The following is a 15,102-nucleotide window of genomic DNA, read 5'->3' as shown; positions in this document are numbered from 1 at the left end:
GGAGGGCTCAGGAGTAGATCTGCTCGAGGGAGATGCCCCGCTCCTTGGCGGTCTCCTTGTGGGTGCGAAGGCCGGCGAGGGCTTCCATCGCGGCGCGGGCGTTGTTCAGCGGGGTCTTGGAGCCGAGCCGCTTGGCCAGCACGTTCTTGATCCCGGCCAGCTCAAGCACCGTGCGAATCGATCCGCCCGCGATCACACCCGTACCGGGGGCGGCGGGGCGGATCAGCACGCTGGCCGCGCCATCGCGGCCGTTGCTGAGGGTGGGGATCGAGTTGTGCCGGGTGAGGGGCACCTTGACCAGATGCTTCTTGCCGTCGGCCACGCCCTTGCGCACGGCACCGATGACATCACCGGCCTTGCCGACGCCCACGCCCACCTGGCCCTTCTCGTTCCCCACGACGACGATGGCCCGGAAGCTCATCTTCTTGCCGCCCTTGACGGTCTTGGAAACACGGCGGATCTGCACCACCCGCTCCTGCCATTCGGAGTCACGCTCCTGGCCGCGGCGGTTGTCGCGCCCCCGGCCACCGCGTCGGTCACGGTCACCGCGGCCTTCGCCGCGACCGCCGCGACGCTCCTGCTGCCCTTCGGCAGCGGCGGGAACGTCGGAGGCCGCCGGCACGGCACTGGTCTGAACTTGATCGTTGGTTTCGGTCATGGTGAGAGCAGGGATCAGAACTGAAGGCCCGCTTCCCGGGCGGCGTCAGCCAGGGCCTTGACCCGGCCGTGGTACAGGTTGCCGCCGCGATCGAAGACCACCTGGGAGATGCCCTTGGCGAGGGCGCGCTTGGCCACGAGTTGCCCCACGGCCATCGAAGCGTCGCAGCTGCCCCCGGTCGTCACACTGGGACGCAGTTCCTTGTCGACGGTCGAGGCGGAGCAGAGGGTGCTCTGGGCCGCGTCGTCGATGACCTGGGCGTAGATGTGGTTGTTGGAGCGGAACACGGCCAGGCGCGGACGCTCGGCGGTGCCGGTGAGGGTGCGACGCAGACGGCGATGACGCTTCTGGGTCTGCTGTTTGCGGGAGAGCGATGACATGGCAATACAGGGTAACGATGCTCAGGCAGACCTCATTTCTTGCCGGTCTTGCCGGCCTTGCGAAGGATCCGTTCGCCCTGGTACTTGATCCCCTTGCCCTTGTAGGGCTCAGGGGGACGGATCGCCCGCACCTTGGCGGCTTCGTTCCCCACCAGCTCCTTGCTGGCACCGGACACGAGCACGGTGGTGTTCCCCTCGACGGCGAAGGAAACGCCGTCCGGAGGATCCATCTCGACCTGGTGGCTGTAGCCGGCCGAGACCACGAGCTTCTTGCCCTGAACGGCGGCGCGATAACCCACCCCGACGATCTCGAGGCGGCGGGTGAAGCCCTGGCTGACGCCCTCGACCATGTTGGCGACCAGGGTGCGGCACAGGCCGTGGCGCTCGCGGGAGCGGCGGCTTTCGCTGCAGGGGCTCACCACGAGGGTGTTGCCGTCCTGGGCAATGCTGACGCCCTCAGGGAGGGTGCGGCTCAATTCCCCCTTGGGACCCTTGATGGTCACCGTGAGCCCGTCGAGGGCAACGGTGACCTTGTCGGGCACGGGGATGGGCGCTTTACCGATACGTGACATGAATCAACCTCCCTGATCAGTAGACGTAGCAGAGCACTTCGCCACCGACGCCCTGCTTGCGGGCGTCGCGGTCGCTCATCACTCCCTTCGAGGTGGAGATGATGGCCACACCGAGGCCGCCCAGAACTTTGGGCAGCTGACGATTGTTCTTGTAGATGCGCAGACCGGGCTTGCTCACCCGCTGCACCGAGCGGATGGTGGGCTGGCGATGCTTGCCGCTGTATTTGAGTTCAACCACCAGCTGCCTCTGAACGCCTTCGCCTTCTTCGCTGATGCCTGCGATGAAGCCTTCCTGTTGCAGCACATTGGCGATGCTGCGGATCAGGCGTGAGGCAGGGATCCTGGTGGATTCGTGACGCTTCTCACTCGCATTGCGGATGCGGGTGAGCATGTCGGAAATCGGGTCGTGATTGGCCATGGTCGGGTCCGAAGAGGGCTCAGTTGCTGCGGAACGGCATTCCCATCTCGCGGAGGAGGGCCCGGCCCTCTTCGTCGTTACGGGCGCTGGTCACGATCGTGACGTCCATGCCACGGATCGCATCGATCTTGTCGAACGAGATCTCAGGAAAGATGATCTGTTCGCGGATCCCCAGGGTGTAGTTCCCCCGGCCGTCGAAACTCTTGGGGCTGACGCCGCGGAAGTCGCGGATGCGCGGCAGTGCCAGGTTGATCAGGCGCTCCAGGAAGGCGTACATCCGATCGCCCCGCAGGGTGACGGCCACGCCGATCGGCATGCCCTGACGGATCTTGAAGCCGGCAATGGCCTTCTTGGCCCGGGTCACCACCACCTTCTGACCGGTGATCGTGGCCAGCTCCGCGATCGAGGCCTCGAGGGCCTTGGCGTTCTGGGCGGCTTCTCCGAGTCCACGGTTGACGGTGACCTTGACCACCTTGGGGACTTCATGGACGTTGGAGAGACTCAGGTCCTTGAGGAGCTTGGGCTGAATCGTCTCCCGGTAGCGCTGTTTGAGTGACATGAGGGGGGAGGAGGTTGCGCTTCTGGGCGTGGTCAGAAGGCGGACAGGGGATCGGTGGAAGAAGGGTGGGTGTAACGCGGGATGGGGACGGCATGCCGGGTGGCGTGCCGGCTCAATCGAGGATTTCGCCGGTCTTCTTGAGGCGGCGCTTCTTGGTGCCGTCGTTCTGCACGACGATCTCGACGCGGCTGGCGACCTGCTTGCTGGTGGAGTACAGCATCACGTTGGAGGCGTGCAGGGAGGCCTCCTCCGTGACGATGCGGCCGCTTTCGCCCTCCTGGCTGGGCTTGACGTGGCGGGTGCGCAGGTTGATGCCCTGCACGACCACACGGTTCTCGTAGGGCAGGGTGCGCAGGACCTCACCGGTCTTGCCCTTGTCCTTCCCTGCGATCACCTGCACGGTGTCGCCCTTCTTGAGGCGCATCTTGGTGCGCACGGCGGCTTTGGCCTTGGGTGTTGCGGTAGCCATGTCAGATCACCTCCGGAGCGAGGGACACGATCTTGGTGAAGTTCCGCTCGCGCAGCTCGCGGGCCACCGGGCCGAACACGCGGGTGCCCTTGGGGTTGTTGTCGGTCCCCAGGATCACCGCGGCGTTGTCGTCGAAGCGGATGGCATTGCCCGTGTCGCGGCGCAGGGTGGCCTTGGTCCGGACCACCACGGCCTTGACCACGTCGGACTTCTTGACGCCCATGTTGGGCATGGCGTCCTTCACCGCCGCCACGATCACATCGCCCACGTGGGCATAGCGACGGTTGGTGCCCAGCACCCGGATGCACTGGATGCGCTTGGCGCCGCTGTTGTCGGCGACGTTGAGGAAGGTTTCCTGTTGAATCATCGGTCGGTCCTTCTCAGGTGGTGGCGGAGGTGGTGAGCACCTCGGCCACGGTCCAGCGCTTGGTGCGGCTGAGGGGCCGGGTCTCGGTGATCCGGACCCGGTCGCCCACCTTGCAGTTGTTGGCTTCGTCGTGGGCCTTGTATCGCTTGGTGCGGCTCACCGTCTTCTGATAGATGGGATGGGGGAAGCGGTTTTCCACCGCCACCACCACCGTTTTGTCCATCTTGTCGCTGACGACGGTGCCGACCCTTTCCTTGAGTGCCATGGGGATCGAGGGGGGTATCAGGAGGCTGAATCAGCTGTGGCGGCGGAGCGCTTGCGCTCCTGCTGCACCGTCAGCAGGTGGGCCAGCTTGATGCGGGCTTCCTTGAAGCGGTGCGGGTGCTCCAGACGGCGGGTGGCCTGCTGGAAGCGCAGGTCAAACAGTTCACGCCGGGTGGCGTTGATCTGCGCGATGACGTCGGCGTCGCTGAGTTGGCGAACGTCGGCGATGAGGGGAAGGGCCATGGTCAGGACTCCACAGGAACGGCGGATGGGGCCGGCGCCGCAGCCGCGAGCTCCGCTTCGGCGGCTTCCTGGTCGGCCAGGGTGAGGAACTTGGTCTTGACCGGCAGTTTGTACTGGGCCAGCCGCATGGCTTCCTTGGCGATCTCGGGGGTGATGTCGGCACCTCCCATCTCGAACAGGATGCGACCGGGCTTGATCACGGCCACCCAGAACTCCGGGTTGCCCTTACCCGAACCCATGCGGGTTTCGGCGGGGCGCATGGTGACGGGCTTGTCCGGGAAGATCCGGATCCAGATCTTCCCGCCCCGCTTGACATAGCGGGTCATCGCCCGGCGGCTGGCCTCGATCTGGCGGGAGGTGATCCACCCGCACTCCTGGGCCTGCAGGGCAAAATCGCCGAAGGCGATGGTGTTGCCGCGGGTGGCGATGCCGCGCATGCGGCCTCGCTGTTGCTTGCGGAATTTGACGCGTCTTGGACTCAGCATGGTTCAGGCCTCCTGATCACTCCTGGTTAGAGCGGTCTTCGAACTGTTGGGGCTGCCGGCTGGTCCGGCGGCGGGGAGCGGCCCCGACGGGAAGTTGCTCCTTCTGCCCCGGGAGCACCTCGCCCTTGAACACCCACACCTTGATGCCCAGGACCCCGTAGGTGGTGCTGGCCAGCTTGGTGGCGTAGTCAATGTCGGCGCGGAGGGTGTGCAGCGGCACACGGCCTTCGCGGGTCCACTCGGTCCGGGCGATTTCGGCGCCGTTCAGACGACCGCTCACCTGGATCTTGAGGCCGAGCACCCCGGCCCGCTGGGCCCGCTGCACGGCCATGCGGATGACACGGCGGAAGGCGACGCGCTTCTCGAGCTGCTGGGCGATGTATTCGGCCAGCAGGAAGGCGTCGGCATCGACCCGCTCCACCTCCACCACGTTGATGCGCACCTGGCGGTTCGCATCACCGACGGTCTTCTGGATGCCGGTGCGCAGATCTTCGATGCCACTGCCCTGGCGGCCGACGAGAACGCCCGGTCGGGCGGTCTTCAGCTCCACTTCGAGCTGGTCGGCCTTGCGGGCGATCAGGACGTCGGAGATGCCGGCGGAGCCGTACTTCTTGTGGATGAACTTGCGGATCCTGTCGTCCTCCTGAAGGAGGGTGGGATAGGTCTTGCTTGGGGCGTACCAGCGGGAGCGGTGGTCCTGGGTGATCCCCAGGCGCAGGCCGGTTGGATGGATCTTGTGTCCCATCGGTTCGGTGTCCTCGGGGGTCAGGCGGAAGGAGCCACAGCGATGCTGATGTGGCAGGTCTGTTTCTTGATCGCGTAGGCGCGACCCTGGGCGCGGGGGCGGAAGCGCTTCAGGGATGGACCCATGTCAGCGCTGGCGACGGCGATCACCAGGGTCGCGGGATCGAGACCCAGGTTGTGCTCGGCGTTGGCCACCGCGCTGCGCAGCACCTTGGTGATCGGGCCGGTGGAGCGGTAAGGCATGAACTCGAGCATGATCAGCGCCTCGCGGTAGGTGCGGCCGCGGATCTGATCGAGCACCCGCCGCACCTTGGACACGGAGCCGCGGATGTAGCGACCGTGGGCGAGGGCCTGGTTCGGAGCAGTGTTAGCCATGGATCAACGGCCTCCCTTCTTGTCCTTGATGTGGCCCCGGAATGTGCGGGTTGGGGCGAATTCGCCGAGCTTGTGGCCCACCATCTGCTCGGTCACATAGACCGGAACATGGGATTTGCCGTTGTGCACGGCAATGGTGTGGCCGATCATCATCGGCAGAATCGTGGATGCGCGTGACCAGGTCTTGATCACGGTCTTGTCGTCGGCGGCGTTCTGCTTTTCAACCTTGCGAAGCAGGCTGTCGGCAACGAACGGACCTTTTTTGAGTGAACGTCCCATAGCGGTTTAGGAAGCGAGCAGAGCGGTGTGGTTCATCAGGAATCGCGTCCGCCACGGCTCCGCTTGGAGGTGCGGCGACGTTTCCGGAGCACAAACCGGTTGCTGGGCTTGTTCCGCTTGCGAGTCTTGAGACCGAGAGCCGGCTTGCCCCAGGGGGTGACAGGGCCGGAGCGACCGATCGGGGCGCGGCCTTCGCCACCACCGTGGGGGTGGTCGCAGGGGTTCATGACCGAACCACGCACCTCAGGGCGGCGGCCCAGCCAGCGCTTGCGGCCTGCCTTGCCCAGGCTGGTGTTGCGCACTTCGGAGTTGCCCACGGCACCGAGGGTGGCGTAGCACTCGCGGCGGACCAGACGCACCTCGGTGGAGGGCAGCTTGAGGGCGACGTAGTCGCCTTCCTTGGCCATCACCTGGGCGCTGGCGCCGGCGGTACGGACCATCTGGCCGCCGCGGCCGGCGTAGAGCTCGACGTTGTGGACGCTGGAGCCCAGGGGAATGGCCGACAGGGGAAGGGCGTTGCCCGTCTCGATCGGAGCGTCAGGTCCCGAGATGACCTGCTGGCCGAGTTCGATGCCCGCCGGCGCCAGGATGTAGCGCTTCTCGCCATCGGCGTAGAAGAGCAGCGCCAGGCGGGCATTGCGGTGGGGGTCGTAGTGGATGGCGGCCACCCGGGCCACCACGCCGTGCTTGTCGCGACGGAAATCCACCAGTCGGTAGAGCTTCTTGTGGCCACCGCCGCGGTGGCGGCAGGTGATCACGCCGCGGTTGTTGCGGCCCTTGTGGCGGTGCTTGGCCACCACCAGACCCCGCTGCCGTCCGCGGCCGGTGACTTCGGAGAAATCACTGGCGACACGGGTGCGGGTGCCGGGTGTGGTGGGGCGGTAGTTGCGGATTGCCATGTGTCTTCAGACCCCTCAGGACTCAGGGAACAGCTGGATGGCGTTGCCTTCCGCCAGGCGTACCACGGCCTTCTTCACCTGGGCACGCTTGCCGGCGAAGCGCCCGACACGGCGGGTGCGGCGCGGCGGGTTCATGGTGCTGACGCCCACCACCTTCACATCGAACAGGGTTTCGACCGCTGCCTTGATGTCGGGCTTGGCTGCCCGGTGGTCCACCTCGAAGGTGTACTGGTTCAGCTCGAGGGCCCGGGTGGCCTTCTCGGTGATCAGCGGCCTGCGGATCACATCCGCCAGCCGTTCTGCAAAACGCTCAGCCATCGCCGTAGACCTCCTGAATCTTCGCTAGGGCCTCCTCGCTGACCACCAGGTTGTTGGCGTGCAGCAGGTCGAACACGTTCAGCTGATCCGCAGCGATCAGCTTGACCTTCTCGAGGTTCCGCACGGACCGGCGCACGGCTTCGGAAGCGTTGTCGAGAATCACGAGCACCTTGGCTCCGGCAGCGATGCCGAGGCGTCCGAGTGCTGCGGTGATCTCCTTGGTGCGGGGGGTTTCGAGGCTCTCGCCGAATCCCTTCACCACCGTGATGTCCGCCACCCGGCTCATCAGGGCCGTCCGGAGGGCGAGGCGCCGCTCCTTGCGGTTCATCGCCAGGTTGTAGCTGCGGGGCTTGGGCCCGAACACCACACCACCGCCCGGCCGCAGCGGAGTCCGGATCGATCCCTGGCGGGCCCGTCCGGTTCCTTTCTGCTTGTAGGGCTTGCGACCACCACCGGCCACCTCGGCGCGGGTGAGGGTGCTGGCCGTGCCCTGGCGGGCGTGGGCCAGCTGCCGCACCACGGCGCGATGCACCAGGTCGGTGGCGGAACTCTCCTTGGCGACCTTCAGGTCCAGGGAAGCCTTGCCGGCCTCCTTGCCCTGCCAGTCGCGAATCACACAGTCAGCCATGTCGTCGGTCCTCCTCAGTTCCCGGCCTTAGCGCCCACCCGGTTGGCCGGGCGGATGTTGAGCAGGGCGCCGGGCTTGCCGGGCACCGAACCCTTGACCACCAGCAGGTTGCGCTCGGTGTCCACTTTGAGGATCACCAGACCGCGGGTGGTGGTCTGTTTGCCGCCGTAGCGACCAGCCATGCGCTTCCCGGGGTAGACGCGGCCCGGGGTGGTGCCGGCGCCCGTGGAGCCGGGTTCACGGTGATTCTTCGAACCGTGGGTCATCGGCCCCCGGCTGAAGCCATGGCGTTTCTGGTAACCGGCGAAACCCCGTCCCATCGTGTCGCCGCTCACATCCACCTTCTGGCCGGCTTCGAAAGCCTCCACGGTGATGGAGCTGCCCAGCTCGAGACCGTCGATGCTGTCGACCCGGTATTCCTTGAGGTGACGCAGGACGTCCTCACCGGACTTGGCGAGGTGGCCCTTGGCGGGCTTGTTGACGAGCTTCTCGCGAATCTCGCCGAAGCCGAGCTGGACGGCGTTGTAGCCGTCGGTGCTGGTGGATTTGAGTTGGGTGATGCGGCAGGGGCCCGCCTCGATCACGGTGACCGGGATGGACTTGCCCTCGTCGTCGAAGAACTGGGACATCCCCAGTTTCTTCCCAAGAATGCCGATGGACATAGGAGGGGAAACAACGCCAGCTGGACCACCGGATCACTCCGGTGAAGCCGATGCAGAGGTGTGAACGGTCTGGCTTGGCCTTGGGCTTGGTTGGCCTTTGGCTTGGTTGGCCTTGGGAGCTTGACGTTCCTCAGTGGCTGAGCCCTGGGGCCAGCGGTGGGGCAGTGCAGAGATCCCAGGATCGAAATCCAGGCCGCTAGCAAGACCGATTCAGGATCTGAATCAGCGCGGCTGGGACTTGTCTGAACCGGACTGGCCAGCTCCGGGGAGCAGGCAGCGCGTTCGGATAGTTTCCCGGCGAGTTCCGGATGGATCGCCGCAGGACCAGAGGTCTCGAGGCGATGCGACCGGTTGTCCCGCACTGGCCGTGGGAGGTCATCACCACTGATGACCTTGTGCGGCGATCTGGAGGCCCGGCTAGCGGTCGGGCACAGATTCAAAGCACAGCGATCAACTATACCCCACGGCCTGACCCTTCCCCTCTCTCTCGGCAACACCCTCTCAAGGACAAGGGCTGTCAGACTCGCCGGCAGCTCCGCGTCTGCCTGCGATGCCCCTGCTGCTGTCCGGTCGTGGATTCCGGCAAGACCTCGAGCGGGCCGGGGCCCTCGCGCTCTACGCCCCACTGGAGGGCGGGGCGGAAACCCGACTGCTCCGGCGGCTGCGTGCTGCCGGCTACCGCGCCCAGATCACCTCGGCGCGCGGCCTGGGGGATCCCGAGGCGTTCCTGTTGCAGCTCCATGGGGTCCGCCCGCCCCACCTGGGTCACCAGAGCGTGGGTCGTGGCGCCGCCGTTGGCGAGGTCCACCGGGTGATGCCCCAGCTGGGCAGCCTGCTGGAAGGCGACCAGCCGATCGTGCTGTGGCTGCTGGAGGGGCAGGTGCTGTCGGCGGCCGAGCGCAGCTCCCTGGTGGCCCTCACCCGGCGCATGCCCCGGCTCCGGCTCGTGGTGGAGATGGGCGGTGCCCGGGAGCTGCGCTGGATGCCCCTCGAGCAGCTTGTCGCGGCCTGATCTCCCGGCCCGCACCCCTGCTTTGGCCCTGGCCCAGGGTCGCTGGGTCAAGTGGATCGGCGGCGCCAGCAACAACGACCTGGCGGCCATCGAGGATCTCACCGGTCTCTATGTGCTGGCGGGGGTTCACTGCGTCGATGTCGCCGCCGACGCCGCGGTGGTCGCGGCGGCTCGCCGGGGCATCACCTGGGCCATGGCCCAGGGCGCATCGCGGCCGTGGCTGATGGTCAGCCTGAGCGATGGGGTCGATCCCCATTTCCGCAAGGCCTGGTTTGACCCCCTGGCCTGTCCTCCCTCCTGCCCGCGTCCCTGCGAACGGGTCTGCCCGGCGCTGGCGATCGGCATGGAGGCCACCGGAGCTCCTGGGGTGCTGCAGGAGCGGTGCTACGGCTGTGGACGCTGCCTTCCCGCCTGCCCCCTCGGACTGATCGAGGAGCGCCACCAGCTGCTGACGCCCGAGGACCTGCCTCCCCTGCTCCGCGACCTGGCCCCCGATGCGGTGGAGATCCACACCCAGCCAGGCCGGCTGGAGGCTTTTCAGCAGCGGGTGACCCAGCTTGTCGCCAGCGGGGTCCCCTTGCGCCGCGTCGCCGTGAGTGCCGCGGCGGAGGTCTCGGCGGCGGAGCTCTGGCAACGTTTCGCTGCCCTGCGGCACCACGGTTTCCTCCCCCTCTGGCAGCTGGACGGCCGGCCGATGACGGGGGATGTGGGGGACGGCACCGCCCGGGCCGCCGTCCAGCTGCTGAGGGCCCGCCGCACGGAGCTCCCCCCCGGCCCCCTGCAGCTGGCCGGCGGCACCAATGGCCGCACCCTGCCGCTGCTGCAGCGCCAGCCGGACCTGGCCCGATCCTGTGCGGGTGTGGCCTTCGGCGGCGTGGCCCGGCGCTGCCTCCAGCCCCTGCTGCAGGAGGCAGCGCACCGCGGGCTGCGGCTGCTGGCGGCTGCCGATCTCTGGCCGGAGGCCCTGCGGCTGGCGCGGTCGCTGGTGGATCCCTGGCTAGAACGGCCCTGAACGCGCTTCTGCGGTGCCCAGTTCCGAGCCGCTGATCCCCCCCTCACCAGCTGCGACCACGCCCCTGGTGGTCGCCCCGCCCCAGCGGATCACCGACGATCTCGATCGTCTGCTGGAGGTGTTGCCTGAGGCGGTGCAGCAGGCCCTGGCCGGCGACGCCAGTCGCCAGCAGCTGCTCGAGGTGGTGCTGGACCTGGGCCGGGTTCCCGAGGCCCGCTACCCGGGGCGTGCGGTGGCCCTGGGGGAGGATGTGGTCGGGCGCAGTGACCTGGCGGCCGTGGTTCAGCAGCTCGGCACCTTCGGGGGTGACAACCGGGCCGGCATCGAGTGCACCCTGCACCGCATCAGTGCCATCCGCAACCGCACCGGCGAGATCGTGGGCCTCACCTGTCGGGTGGGTCGGGCCGTGTTCGGCACGGTGGCCATGGTGCGCGATCTGCTCGATTCCGGCCGCTCGCTGCTGCTGATGGGCCGGCCGGGCGTCGGCAAGACCACCGCCCTGCGCGAGATCGCCCGGGTGCTCGCCGATGAGCTGGGCAAGCGGGTTGTGGTGATCGACACCAGCAACGAGATCGCCGGGGATGGCGACATTCCCCACCCCGCCATCGGCCGGGCGCGTCGCATGCAGGTGGCCCGACCGGAACTTCAGCATCAGGTGATGATCGAAGCGGTGGAGAACCACATGCCGGAAGTCATCGTGATCGATGAGATCGGCACCGAGCTCGAAGCCCAGGCCGCCCGCACCATTGCCGAGCGCGGCGTGATGCTGGTGGCGACAGCCCATGGCAACGAGCTGGCCAATCTGATCAAGAACCCCACGCTCAGCGATCTGGTGGGCGGTATCCAGTCGGTGACCCTCGGCGATGAGGAGGCCCGCCGCCGGCGCACCCAGAAGACGGTGCTCGAGCGGGCGGCCGAACCCACCTTCCCCCTGGCGGTGGAGATGCACAGCCGCAACCGCTGGCTGGTCCATGCCGATGTGGCCCAGACGGTGGATCTGCTGCTGCGGGGCCAGGCGGCCCGCCCCCAGGTCCGCGAGCTGGATGCCGAGGGCCGGCTGCAGCTCCAGACCCCGCCGCCGGCCCAGTCCCTGCCCGGGCCTGCCCCGCGGCGCCCGGTGGAGCGGCCCCTGCCCGCCCCGGACGCGCCGTCACCCCCGCCCCGGCCGGTCGGGACGGTTGAACGGCCCTTACCCCCTCCCGCAGTCGAACCGGCCCCGGCGCTGCGGGTCTATCCGGCTGGGATCGGTCGGGCGGCGCTGGAGCAGGTGGTGCGGGCGCGCCAGCTGCCGGTGGAGGTGGTGGGCAGTGTCGAAGTGGCTGACGTGGTGCTCAGTGCCCGTCAGCAGCTCGGCCGGGATCCCCACGTGAGGCGTCAGGCCCAGGAGCTGGGCTTGCCGATCCTGGTGATCAAGAGTGCGGCCCTGCCCCAGCTGCAGCGGGCTCTGGAGCGGCTGGTGGAGCGCCACCGCCCCCCGCGGCCGGAGGCTCCCGGCGGCGACGGTGACGATGCCCTGGCGGCGCTCGAGGAGTGCCGTCTGGCGGTGGAGCAGGTGGTGCTGGCCCAGGGGCAGCCGGTGGAACTGCTGCCCCGCAACGAGCGGGTGCGCCAGCTCCAGAGCGAGCTCGCCAGCCGCTACCGGGTGCGCACGGCCGTGTTCGGCCGGGGAGGCGACCAGCGGCTGCGGGTCTTCCCGGCCTGAGGGGCCATCGGGGCGTTGACGAAGGACCGGCCGCTGTGGGTAACTAGCTAGGCATCGGCGAGTGCCGAGGCAGCACGCTCCCCGGGAGCTGCATTGGGCCGTCGCCAAGTGGTAAGGCAGCGGGTTTTGGTCCCGCCATTCCTAGGTTCGAATCCTAGCGGCCCAGTTTTTTCAAAGCCCCTGCCCCGGAAGCGTTTCCGGCATCGACTCCTTGCCGCAACCGTTCCCTTCCGGAGCCTCCCCCCTGCTGGTCTTCGACTTTGACGGGGTGCTGGTGGACGGCATGGCCGAGTACTGGTGGGCCGCCCGCAGCGCCGCCCTCCGGCTGGCTCCGGGCCTCGATCTGCCGACCGTCGCTCCGCCCGCCTTCGCCCGGCTGCGGCCCCTGATCCATCAGGGCTGGGAGATGGTGCTCATGGCCGCCGAGCTCGCGCGGCCTGACCTCCAGCTCGCGCGGCTCCTCGGTGATTACGGCTCGGCCGTGGCGGAAGCCCTGCAGCGCTGGGGCTGGGACGCGACCCTCCTCCAGGAGTGCCTCGAACAGGTGCGCGCCGAGGCGATCGCGGCCGATCTGCCGGCCTGGCTGGGCCTCCACCGCTTCTACCCGGGTGTGGTGGAGCGCCTGCGGGGGCTGGCCCATGAGGGGGTCGACTGGGCGGTGCTCACCACCAAGGGGGGCGTGTTCGCCGGCCAGATCCTCGCCGCCGCCGGGCTCGAACCCTGGGCCCTCTACGGCCACGAGCACGGCAGCAAGCCCGCGGTGCTGCGCCAGCTGCTGAAGCGTCGCGACCCGGTGTGGTTCGTCGAGGATCGTCGCCCCACCCTGGAGGTCGTGCGGGCCGATCCGGAGCTGGCACCGGTGCGCTGTTTCCTGGTCAGCTGGGGCTATCTCGGCCCCGATGACCAGCGGGATCTGCCGGCCGGCATCGGCTGGCTGGAGCCGGCTCGGTTCGCCGCCCCCCTGGCGGACTGGATCTGAACCGCTAGAGTACGCCTGTACTAAGCGCGATTGAGACGCCGGCTCCCTTTGGTGGCACTTGCTTCCTGGAGGTCGCAGGATGGCTCCGCGGCCCGTTCCATACATTCCCCTGATTCCCCATGCCTGCTGAATCCAAGGCCGCTGCGTTCACCTCGTCCGGTGCACCGGCCTCCAACGCCGCCGATGCCCGGGCTGCCGCCGAGCGGGACAAGGCGCTGGGTCTGGTGCTGAATCAGATCGAGCGGAACTTCGGCAAGGGGTCGATCATGCGGCTCGGGGATGCCTCGCGGATGCGGGTGGAAACGATCTCCACCGGGGCGCTCACCCTCGACCTGGCCCTCGGCGGCGGCTATCCCAAGGGTCGGGTGGTGGAGGTCTACGGACCGGAGAGCTCCGGTAAGACCACCCTCACGCTCCATGCCATCGCGGAGGTGCAGAAGCGTGGCGGCGTCGCGGCCTTCGTGGACGCCGAGCATGCCCTCGATCCGGTCTATGCCGCCTCGCTGGGGGTCGACATCGAAAACCTGCTGGTGTCTCAGCCGGACACCGGTGAAATGGCCCTCGAGATCGTGGACCAACTGGTCCGTTCCGCCGCGGTCGACATCGTCGTGGTCGATTCGGTCGCGGCCCTGACGCCGCGGGCGGAGATCGAAGGTGAGATGGGCGATCTGGCCGTGGGCAGCCAGGCCCGTCTGATGAGCCAGGCGATGCGCAAGATCACGGGCAACATCGGCAAGTCGGGCTGCACGGTGATCTTCCTCAACCAGCTGCGTCAGAAGATCGGCGTCACCTACGGCAATCCCGAAACCACCACGGGCGGCAATGCCCTGAAGTTCTATGCCTCGGTGCGGCTGGACATCCGCCGCATCCAGACCCTCAAGCGCGGCACCGAGGAGTACGGCATCCGGGCCAAGGTCAAGGTGGCCAAGAACAAGGTGGCTCCACCCTTTCGGATTGCGGAATTCGACATCCTGTTCGGGCGGGGCATCAGCACCCTGGGCTGCCTGCTCGACCTCGCCGAGGAAACCGCTGTGGTGACCCGCAAGGGGGCCTGGTACAGCTACGACGGGGACAACATCGGCCAGGGTCGCGACAACACGATCACCTGGCTGGAGCAGAATCCGGAAGCCAAAGAGCGCATCGAGCAGCTCACCCGCCAGAAGCTCACCGAGGGCTCCGAGGTGACGGCCAACTCGATGAAGCCGTTGGCGGCTGCCGCCAAGGCCGCCGCGGCCACGGGCGTCACCGCGACCTCCGATCTGGAGGAGCCTCTCCCGGCCGCAGGCTGAAGCGGGGCAGCTTGTCCCCGTTGCCAGGCCGTCCTCGTCGTTGAAGGCGTGCCGGCCGGTCGTCAGCTCCCGCCCGTGCTCAAGGGGCCCGGGGCTGTGGTCACCTCCAGGCTCTCGGGAAGGTCCCCGGGCTCCTGGAGCACCTGTGCAACGCGTTGGAGCTCCTGGATGGCTTCAGCCCCTTCCAGCTTGACGAGCTCGTGGCCGTTGCGGGACTCCACCCAGCTGATCCCGAAATCGGAGACCAGAAACCGGACCATGTGGTTGGCTCCCAGGTTGGCAACGAAGGAGGCCCCATGGCCATCACGGCCATCGCCACACACGTAGCAGCTGGCCGGCAGGCCGCGGGCCTGGAGGCTGCGGGCCAGGGCCTGCAGGCTCATGACCAGATCATGGACGACGGAGCGGTACTGCTCCGCGAGCCGGGGAAACATGGAACCAGCTGCATATCGGACGAATCTAATCTTTTCTTCCGTTTCTCGTGGGTATGAATGCCTACCAACGCTGAGGAGGGCCGATCAGGGCCGGGCTGGGCTCACCCATCCGCGAGGGTCCACCATCCCGCTGCGGGGCCGATGAAGCGCACGGTCACCCAGAACAGCACCAGGGCGGCGATGCCCACCCAGGCCCCCCGGGTGGTGAGGGAGACGAAGCGATCGGCCTGAAGTCGGGTGAGGGGCAGCCACGGGGCGACCCGGGGGGAGTCGTCCGGTTTGGTGCGTTTCGGTGCCTTCGGTGGCAGCCCCTGGATGCTGCGGCGCCTCGCTTCCCCCATGCCCGGTTCGTGC

General features: G+C 67.8%; 23 protein-coding genes, 1 tRNA gene and 1 pseudogene. 6 read left to right on the top strand and 19 right to left on the bottom strand.

The features are described 5' to 3' along the window. Positions 1-7: 7 nt before the first annotated feature. The 17 genes and pseudogenes from rpsE to rplC form a co-directional block, all read right to left on the bottom strand. Positions 8-658: a 30S ribosomal protein S5 gene (rpsE, locus tag ACLNEE_RS09560; protein WP_411423272.1), complete on the bottom strand. Its 651-nt coding sequence runs from the start codon at positions 656-658 to the stop codon at positions 8-10. 14 nt (positions 659-672) lie between these two features. Next, on the bottom strand, positions 673-1,038 hold the full coding sequence (rplR, locus tag ACLNEE_RS09555; protein WP_411423273.1) for a 50S ribosomal protein L18: 366 nt from the start codon (positions 1,036-1,038) through the stop codon (positions 673-675). A gap of 32 nt (positions 1,039-1,070) precedes the next feature. After that, a complete protein-coding gene (gene rplF, locus ACLNEE_RS09550; protein ID WP_411423274.1) occupies positions 1,071-1,610 on the bottom strand; it encodes a 50S ribosomal protein L6 in 540 nt (179 codons plus the stop codon). Between the two features lie 16 nt (positions 1,611-1,626). Then, on the bottom strand, positions 1,627-2,028 hold the full coding sequence (gene rpsH, locus ACLNEE_RS09545; protein WP_411423275.1) for a 30S ribosomal protein S8: 402 nt from the start codon (positions 2,026-2,028) through the stop codon (positions 1,627-1,629). 19 nt (positions 2,029-2,047) lie between these two features. Further along, entirely contained in the window at positions 2,048-2,587 is a 540-nt protein-coding gene (gene rplE / locus ACLNEE_RS09540) for a 50S ribosomal protein L5 (RefSeq protein ID WP_411423276.1), read from the bottom strand. Positions 2,588-2,699: 112 nt separating this feature from the next. Continuing rightward, complete coding sequence (rplX, locus tag ACLNEE_RS09535) at positions 2,700-3,056, bottom strand: 50S ribosomal protein L24 (RefSeq protein ID WP_411423277.1); 357 nt, start codon at positions 3,054-3,056, stop codon at positions 2,700-2,702. Position 3,057: 1 nt separating this feature from the next. Then, complete coding sequence (gene rplN / locus ACLNEE_RS09530) at positions 3,058-3,423, bottom strand: 50S ribosomal protein L14 (RefSeq protein WP_411423278.1); 366 nt, start codon at positions 3,421-3,423, stop codon at positions 3,058-3,060. 13 nt (positions 3,424-3,436) lie between these two features. Next, positions 3,437-3,688 (bottom strand): 30S ribosomal protein S17, encoded by a 252-nt coding sequence (gene rpsQ / locus ACLNEE_RS09525; RefSeq protein WP_411423279.1) that lies wholly within the window; start codon positions 3,686-3,688, stop codon positions 3,437-3,439. 17 nt (positions 3,689-3,705) lie between these two features. After that, positions 3,706-3,930, bottom strand: a complete 225-nt coding sequence (gene rpmC / locus ACLNEE_RS09520; RefSeq protein ID WP_411423280.1) for a 50S ribosomal protein L29 — start codon at positions 3,928-3,930, stop codon at positions 3,706-3,708. Between the two features lie 80 nt (positions 3,931-4,010). Further along, positions 4,011-4,415, bottom strand: a pseudogene (gene rplP / locus ACLNEE_RS09515) (50S ribosomal protein L16); the annotation flags it as partial. Between the two features lie 16 nt (positions 4,416-4,431). After that, the gene (rpsC, locus tag ACLNEE_RS09510; RefSeq protein ID WP_411423281.1) at positions 4,432-5,160 is read right to left on the bottom strand and encodes a 30S ribosomal protein S3; all 729 of its coding nucleotides are present in this window, start codon (positions 5,158-5,160) and stop codon (positions 4,432-4,434) included. Positions 5,161-5,180: 20 nt separating this feature from the next. Beyond that, on the bottom strand, positions 5,181-5,534 hold the full coding sequence (rplV, locus tag ACLNEE_RS09505; protein ID WP_411423282.1) for a 50S ribosomal protein L22: 354 nt from the start codon (positions 5,532-5,534) through the stop codon (positions 5,181-5,183). 3 nt (positions 5,535-5,537) lie between these two features. Then, on the bottom strand, positions 5,538-5,813 hold the full coding sequence (rpsS, locus tag ACLNEE_RS09500) for a 30S ribosomal protein S19 (RefSeq protein ID WP_213178629.1): 276 nt from the start codon (positions 5,811-5,813) through the stop codon (positions 5,538-5,540). A 35-nt stretch (positions 5,814-5,848) separates the two neighbouring features. After that, the gene (gene rplB, locus ACLNEE_RS09495; protein WP_411423283.1) at positions 5,849-6,712 is read right to left on the bottom strand and encodes a 50S ribosomal protein L2; all 864 of its coding nucleotides are present in this window, start codon (positions 6,710-6,712) and stop codon (positions 5,849-5,851) included. Positions 6,713-6,727: 15 nt separating this feature from the next. Continuing rightward, a complete protein-coding gene (locus ACLNEE_RS09490) occupies positions 6,728-7,030 on the bottom strand; it encodes a 50S ribosomal protein L23 (protein WP_411423284.1) in 303 nt (100 codons plus the stop codon). Then, positions 7,023-7,658: a 50S ribosomal protein L4 gene (rplD, locus tag ACLNEE_RS09485; protein ID WP_411423285.1), complete on the bottom strand. Its 636-nt coding sequence runs from the start codon at positions 7,656-7,658 to the stop codon at positions 7,023-7,025. The genes ACLNEE_RS09490 and rplD overlap by 8 nt, the downstream gene beginning before the upstream one ends. A 14-nt stretch (positions 7,659-7,672) precedes the next feature. Further along, positions 7,673-8,320, bottom strand: a complete 648-nt coding sequence (gene rplC / locus ACLNEE_RS09480) for a 50S ribosomal protein L3 (RefSeq protein WP_411423286.1) — start codon at positions 8,318-8,320, stop codon at positions 7,673-7,675. 550 nt (positions 8,321-8,870) lie between these two features. Between rplC and ACLNEE_RS09475 the strand changes: the two genes are divergently transcribed. The 6 genes from ACLNEE_RS09475 to recA all read left to right on the top strand — a co-directional run bounded on the left by ACLNEE_RS09475 (position 8,871) and on the right by recA (position 14,314). After that, positions 8,871-9,332 carry an NAD(P)H-quinone oxidoreductase subunit N gene (locus ACLNEE_RS09475; protein ID WP_411423287.1) on the top strand — a complete coding sequence of 154 codons (462 nt, stop codon included), beginning with the start codon at positions 8,871-8,873 and terminating at the stop codon, positions 9,330-9,332. Then, a complete protein-coding gene (locus ACLNEE_RS09470) occupies positions 9,319-10,344 on the top strand; it encodes a Light dependent period protein LdpA domain-containing protein (protein ID WP_411423288.1) in 1,026 nt (341 codons plus the stop codon). The genes ACLNEE_RS09475 and ACLNEE_RS09470 overlap by 14 nt, the downstream gene beginning before the upstream one ends. Positions 10,345-10,411: 67 nt before the next feature. Next, positions 10,412-12,046 (top strand): AAA family ATPase, encoded by a 1,635-nt coding sequence (locus ACLNEE_RS09465; protein ID WP_411423301.1) that lies wholly within the window; start codon positions 10,412-10,414, stop codon positions 12,044-12,046. A gap of 94 nt (positions 12,047-12,140) precedes the next feature. Then, a tRNA-Gln gene (locus tag ACLNEE_RS09460) sits at positions 12,141-12,212 on the top strand. A 45-nt stretch (positions 12,213-12,257) separates the two neighbouring features. Continuing rightward, positions 12,258-13,025, top strand: coding sequence for an HAD family hydrolase (locus ACLNEE_RS09455; RefSeq protein WP_411423289.1), 768 nt, complete (start codon positions 12,258-12,260; stop codon positions 13,023-13,025). 119 nt (positions 13,026-13,144) lie between these two features. Next, positions 13,145-14,314 carry a recombinase RecA gene (gene recA, locus ACLNEE_RS09450; protein WP_411423290.1) on the top strand — a complete coding sequence of 390 codons (1,170 nt, stop codon included), beginning with the start codon at positions 13,145-13,147 and terminating at the stop codon, positions 14,312-14,314. Positions 14,315-14,376: 62 nt separating this feature from the next. Here the strand turns inward: recA and ACLNEE_RS09445 are convergent, their stop codons facing one another. Beyond that, complete coding sequence (locus tag ACLNEE_RS09445) at positions 14,377-14,748, bottom strand: DUF1815 family protein (RefSeq protein WP_411423291.1); 372 nt, start codon at positions 14,746-14,748, stop codon at positions 14,377-14,379. 101 nt (positions 14,749-14,849) lie between these two features. Continuing rightward, on the bottom strand, positions 14,850-15,089 hold the full coding sequence (locus ACLNEE_RS09440) for a DUF2839 domain-containing protein (RefSeq protein WP_411423292.1): 240 nt from the start codon (positions 15,087-15,089) through the stop codon (positions 14,850-14,852). Positions 15,090-15,102: the final 13 nt, after the last annotated feature.

It is taken from the genome of Aphanothece stagnina RSMan2012 (assembly GCF_046764815.1).
GTDB lineage: Bacteria > Cyanobacteriota > Cyanobacteriia > PCC-6307 > Cyanobiaceae > NIES-981.
This window is presented reverse-complemented; position numbering and strand designations above follow the sequence as displayed.

What these genes read in the sequence shown, in the direction of transcription:
- rpsE (WP_411423272.1), bottom strand. Translation starts at nt 658, where the DNA reads ATGACCGAAACCAACGATCAAGTTCAGACCAGTGCCGTGCCGGCGGCC.
- rplR (WP_411423273.1), bottom strand. Translation starts at nt 1,038, where the DNA reads ATGTCATCGCTCTCCCGCAAACAGCAGACCCAGAAGCGTCATCGCCGT.
- rplF (WP_411423274.1), bottom strand. Translation starts at nt 1,610, where the DNA reads ATGTCACGTATCGGTAAAGCGCCCATCCCCGTGCCCGACAAGGTCACC.
- rpsH (WP_411423275.1), bottom strand. Translation starts at nt 2,028, where the DNA reads ATGGCCAATCACGACCCGATTTCCGACATGCTCACCCGCATCCGCAAT.
- rplE (WP_411423276.1), bottom strand. Translation starts at nt 2,587, where the DNA reads ATGTCACTCAAACAGCGCTACCGGGAGACGATTCAGCCCAAGCTCCTC.
- rplX (WP_411423277.1), bottom strand. Translation starts at nt 3,056, where the DNA reads ATGGCTACCGCAACACCCAAGGCCAAAGCCGCCGTGCGCACCAAGATG.
- rplN (WP_411423278.1), bottom strand. Translation starts at nt 3,423, where the DNA reads ATGATTCAACAGGAAACCTTCCTCAACGTCGCCGACAACAGCGGCGCC.
- rpsQ (WP_411423279.1), bottom strand. Translation starts at nt 3,688, where the DNA reads ATGGCACTCAAGGAAAGGGTCGGCACCGTCGTCAGCGACAAGATGGAC.
- rpmC (WP_411423280.1), bottom strand. Translation starts at nt 3,930, where the DNA reads ATGGCCCTTCCCCTCATCGCCGACGTTCGCCAACTCAGCGACGCCGAC.
- rpsC (WP_411423281.1), bottom strand. Translation starts at nt 5,160, where the DNA reads ATGGGACACAAGATCCATCCAACCGGCCTGCGCCTGGGGATCACCCAG.
- rplV (WP_411423282.1), bottom strand. Translation starts at nt 5,534, where the DNA reads ATGGCTAACACTGCTCCGAACCAGGCCCTCGCCCACGGTCGCTACATC.
- rpsS (WP_213178629.1), bottom strand. Translation starts at nt 5,813, where the DNA reads ATGGGACGTTCACTCAAAAAAGGTCCGTTCGTTGCCGACAGCCTGCTT.
- rplB (WP_411423283.1), bottom strand. Translation starts at nt 6,712, where the DNA reads ATGGCAATCCGCAACTACCGCCCCACCACACCCGGCACCCGCACCCGT.
- ACLNEE_RS09490 (WP_411423284.1), bottom strand. Translation starts at nt 7,030, where the DNA reads ATGGCTGAGCGTTTTGCAGAACGGCTGGCGGATGTGATCCGCAGGCCG.
- rplD (WP_411423285.1), bottom strand. Translation starts at nt 7,658, where the DNA reads ATGGCTGACTGTGTGATTCGCGACTGGCAGGGCAAGGAGGCCGGCAAG.
- rplC (WP_411423286.1), bottom strand. Translation starts at nt 8,320, where the DNA reads ATGTCCATCGGCATTCTTGGGAAGAAACTGGGGATGTCCCAGTTCTTC.
- ACLNEE_RS09475 (WP_411423287.1), top strand. Translation starts at nt 8,871, where the DNA reads ATGCCCCTGCTGCTGTCCGGTCGTGGATTCCGGCAAGACCTCGAGCGG.
- recA (WP_411423290.1), top strand. Translation starts at nt 13,145, where the DNA reads ATGCCTGCTGAATCCAAGGCCGCTGCGTTCACCTCGTCCGGTGCACCG.
- ACLNEE_RS09445 (WP_411423291.1), bottom strand. Translation starts at nt 14,748, where the DNA reads ATGTTTCCCCGGCTCGCGGAGCAGTACCGCTCCGTCGTCCATGATCTG.
- ACLNEE_RS09440 (WP_411423292.1), bottom strand. Translation starts at nt 15,089, where the DNA reads ATGGGGGAAGCGAGGCGCCGCAGCATCCAGGGGCTGCCACCGAAGGCA.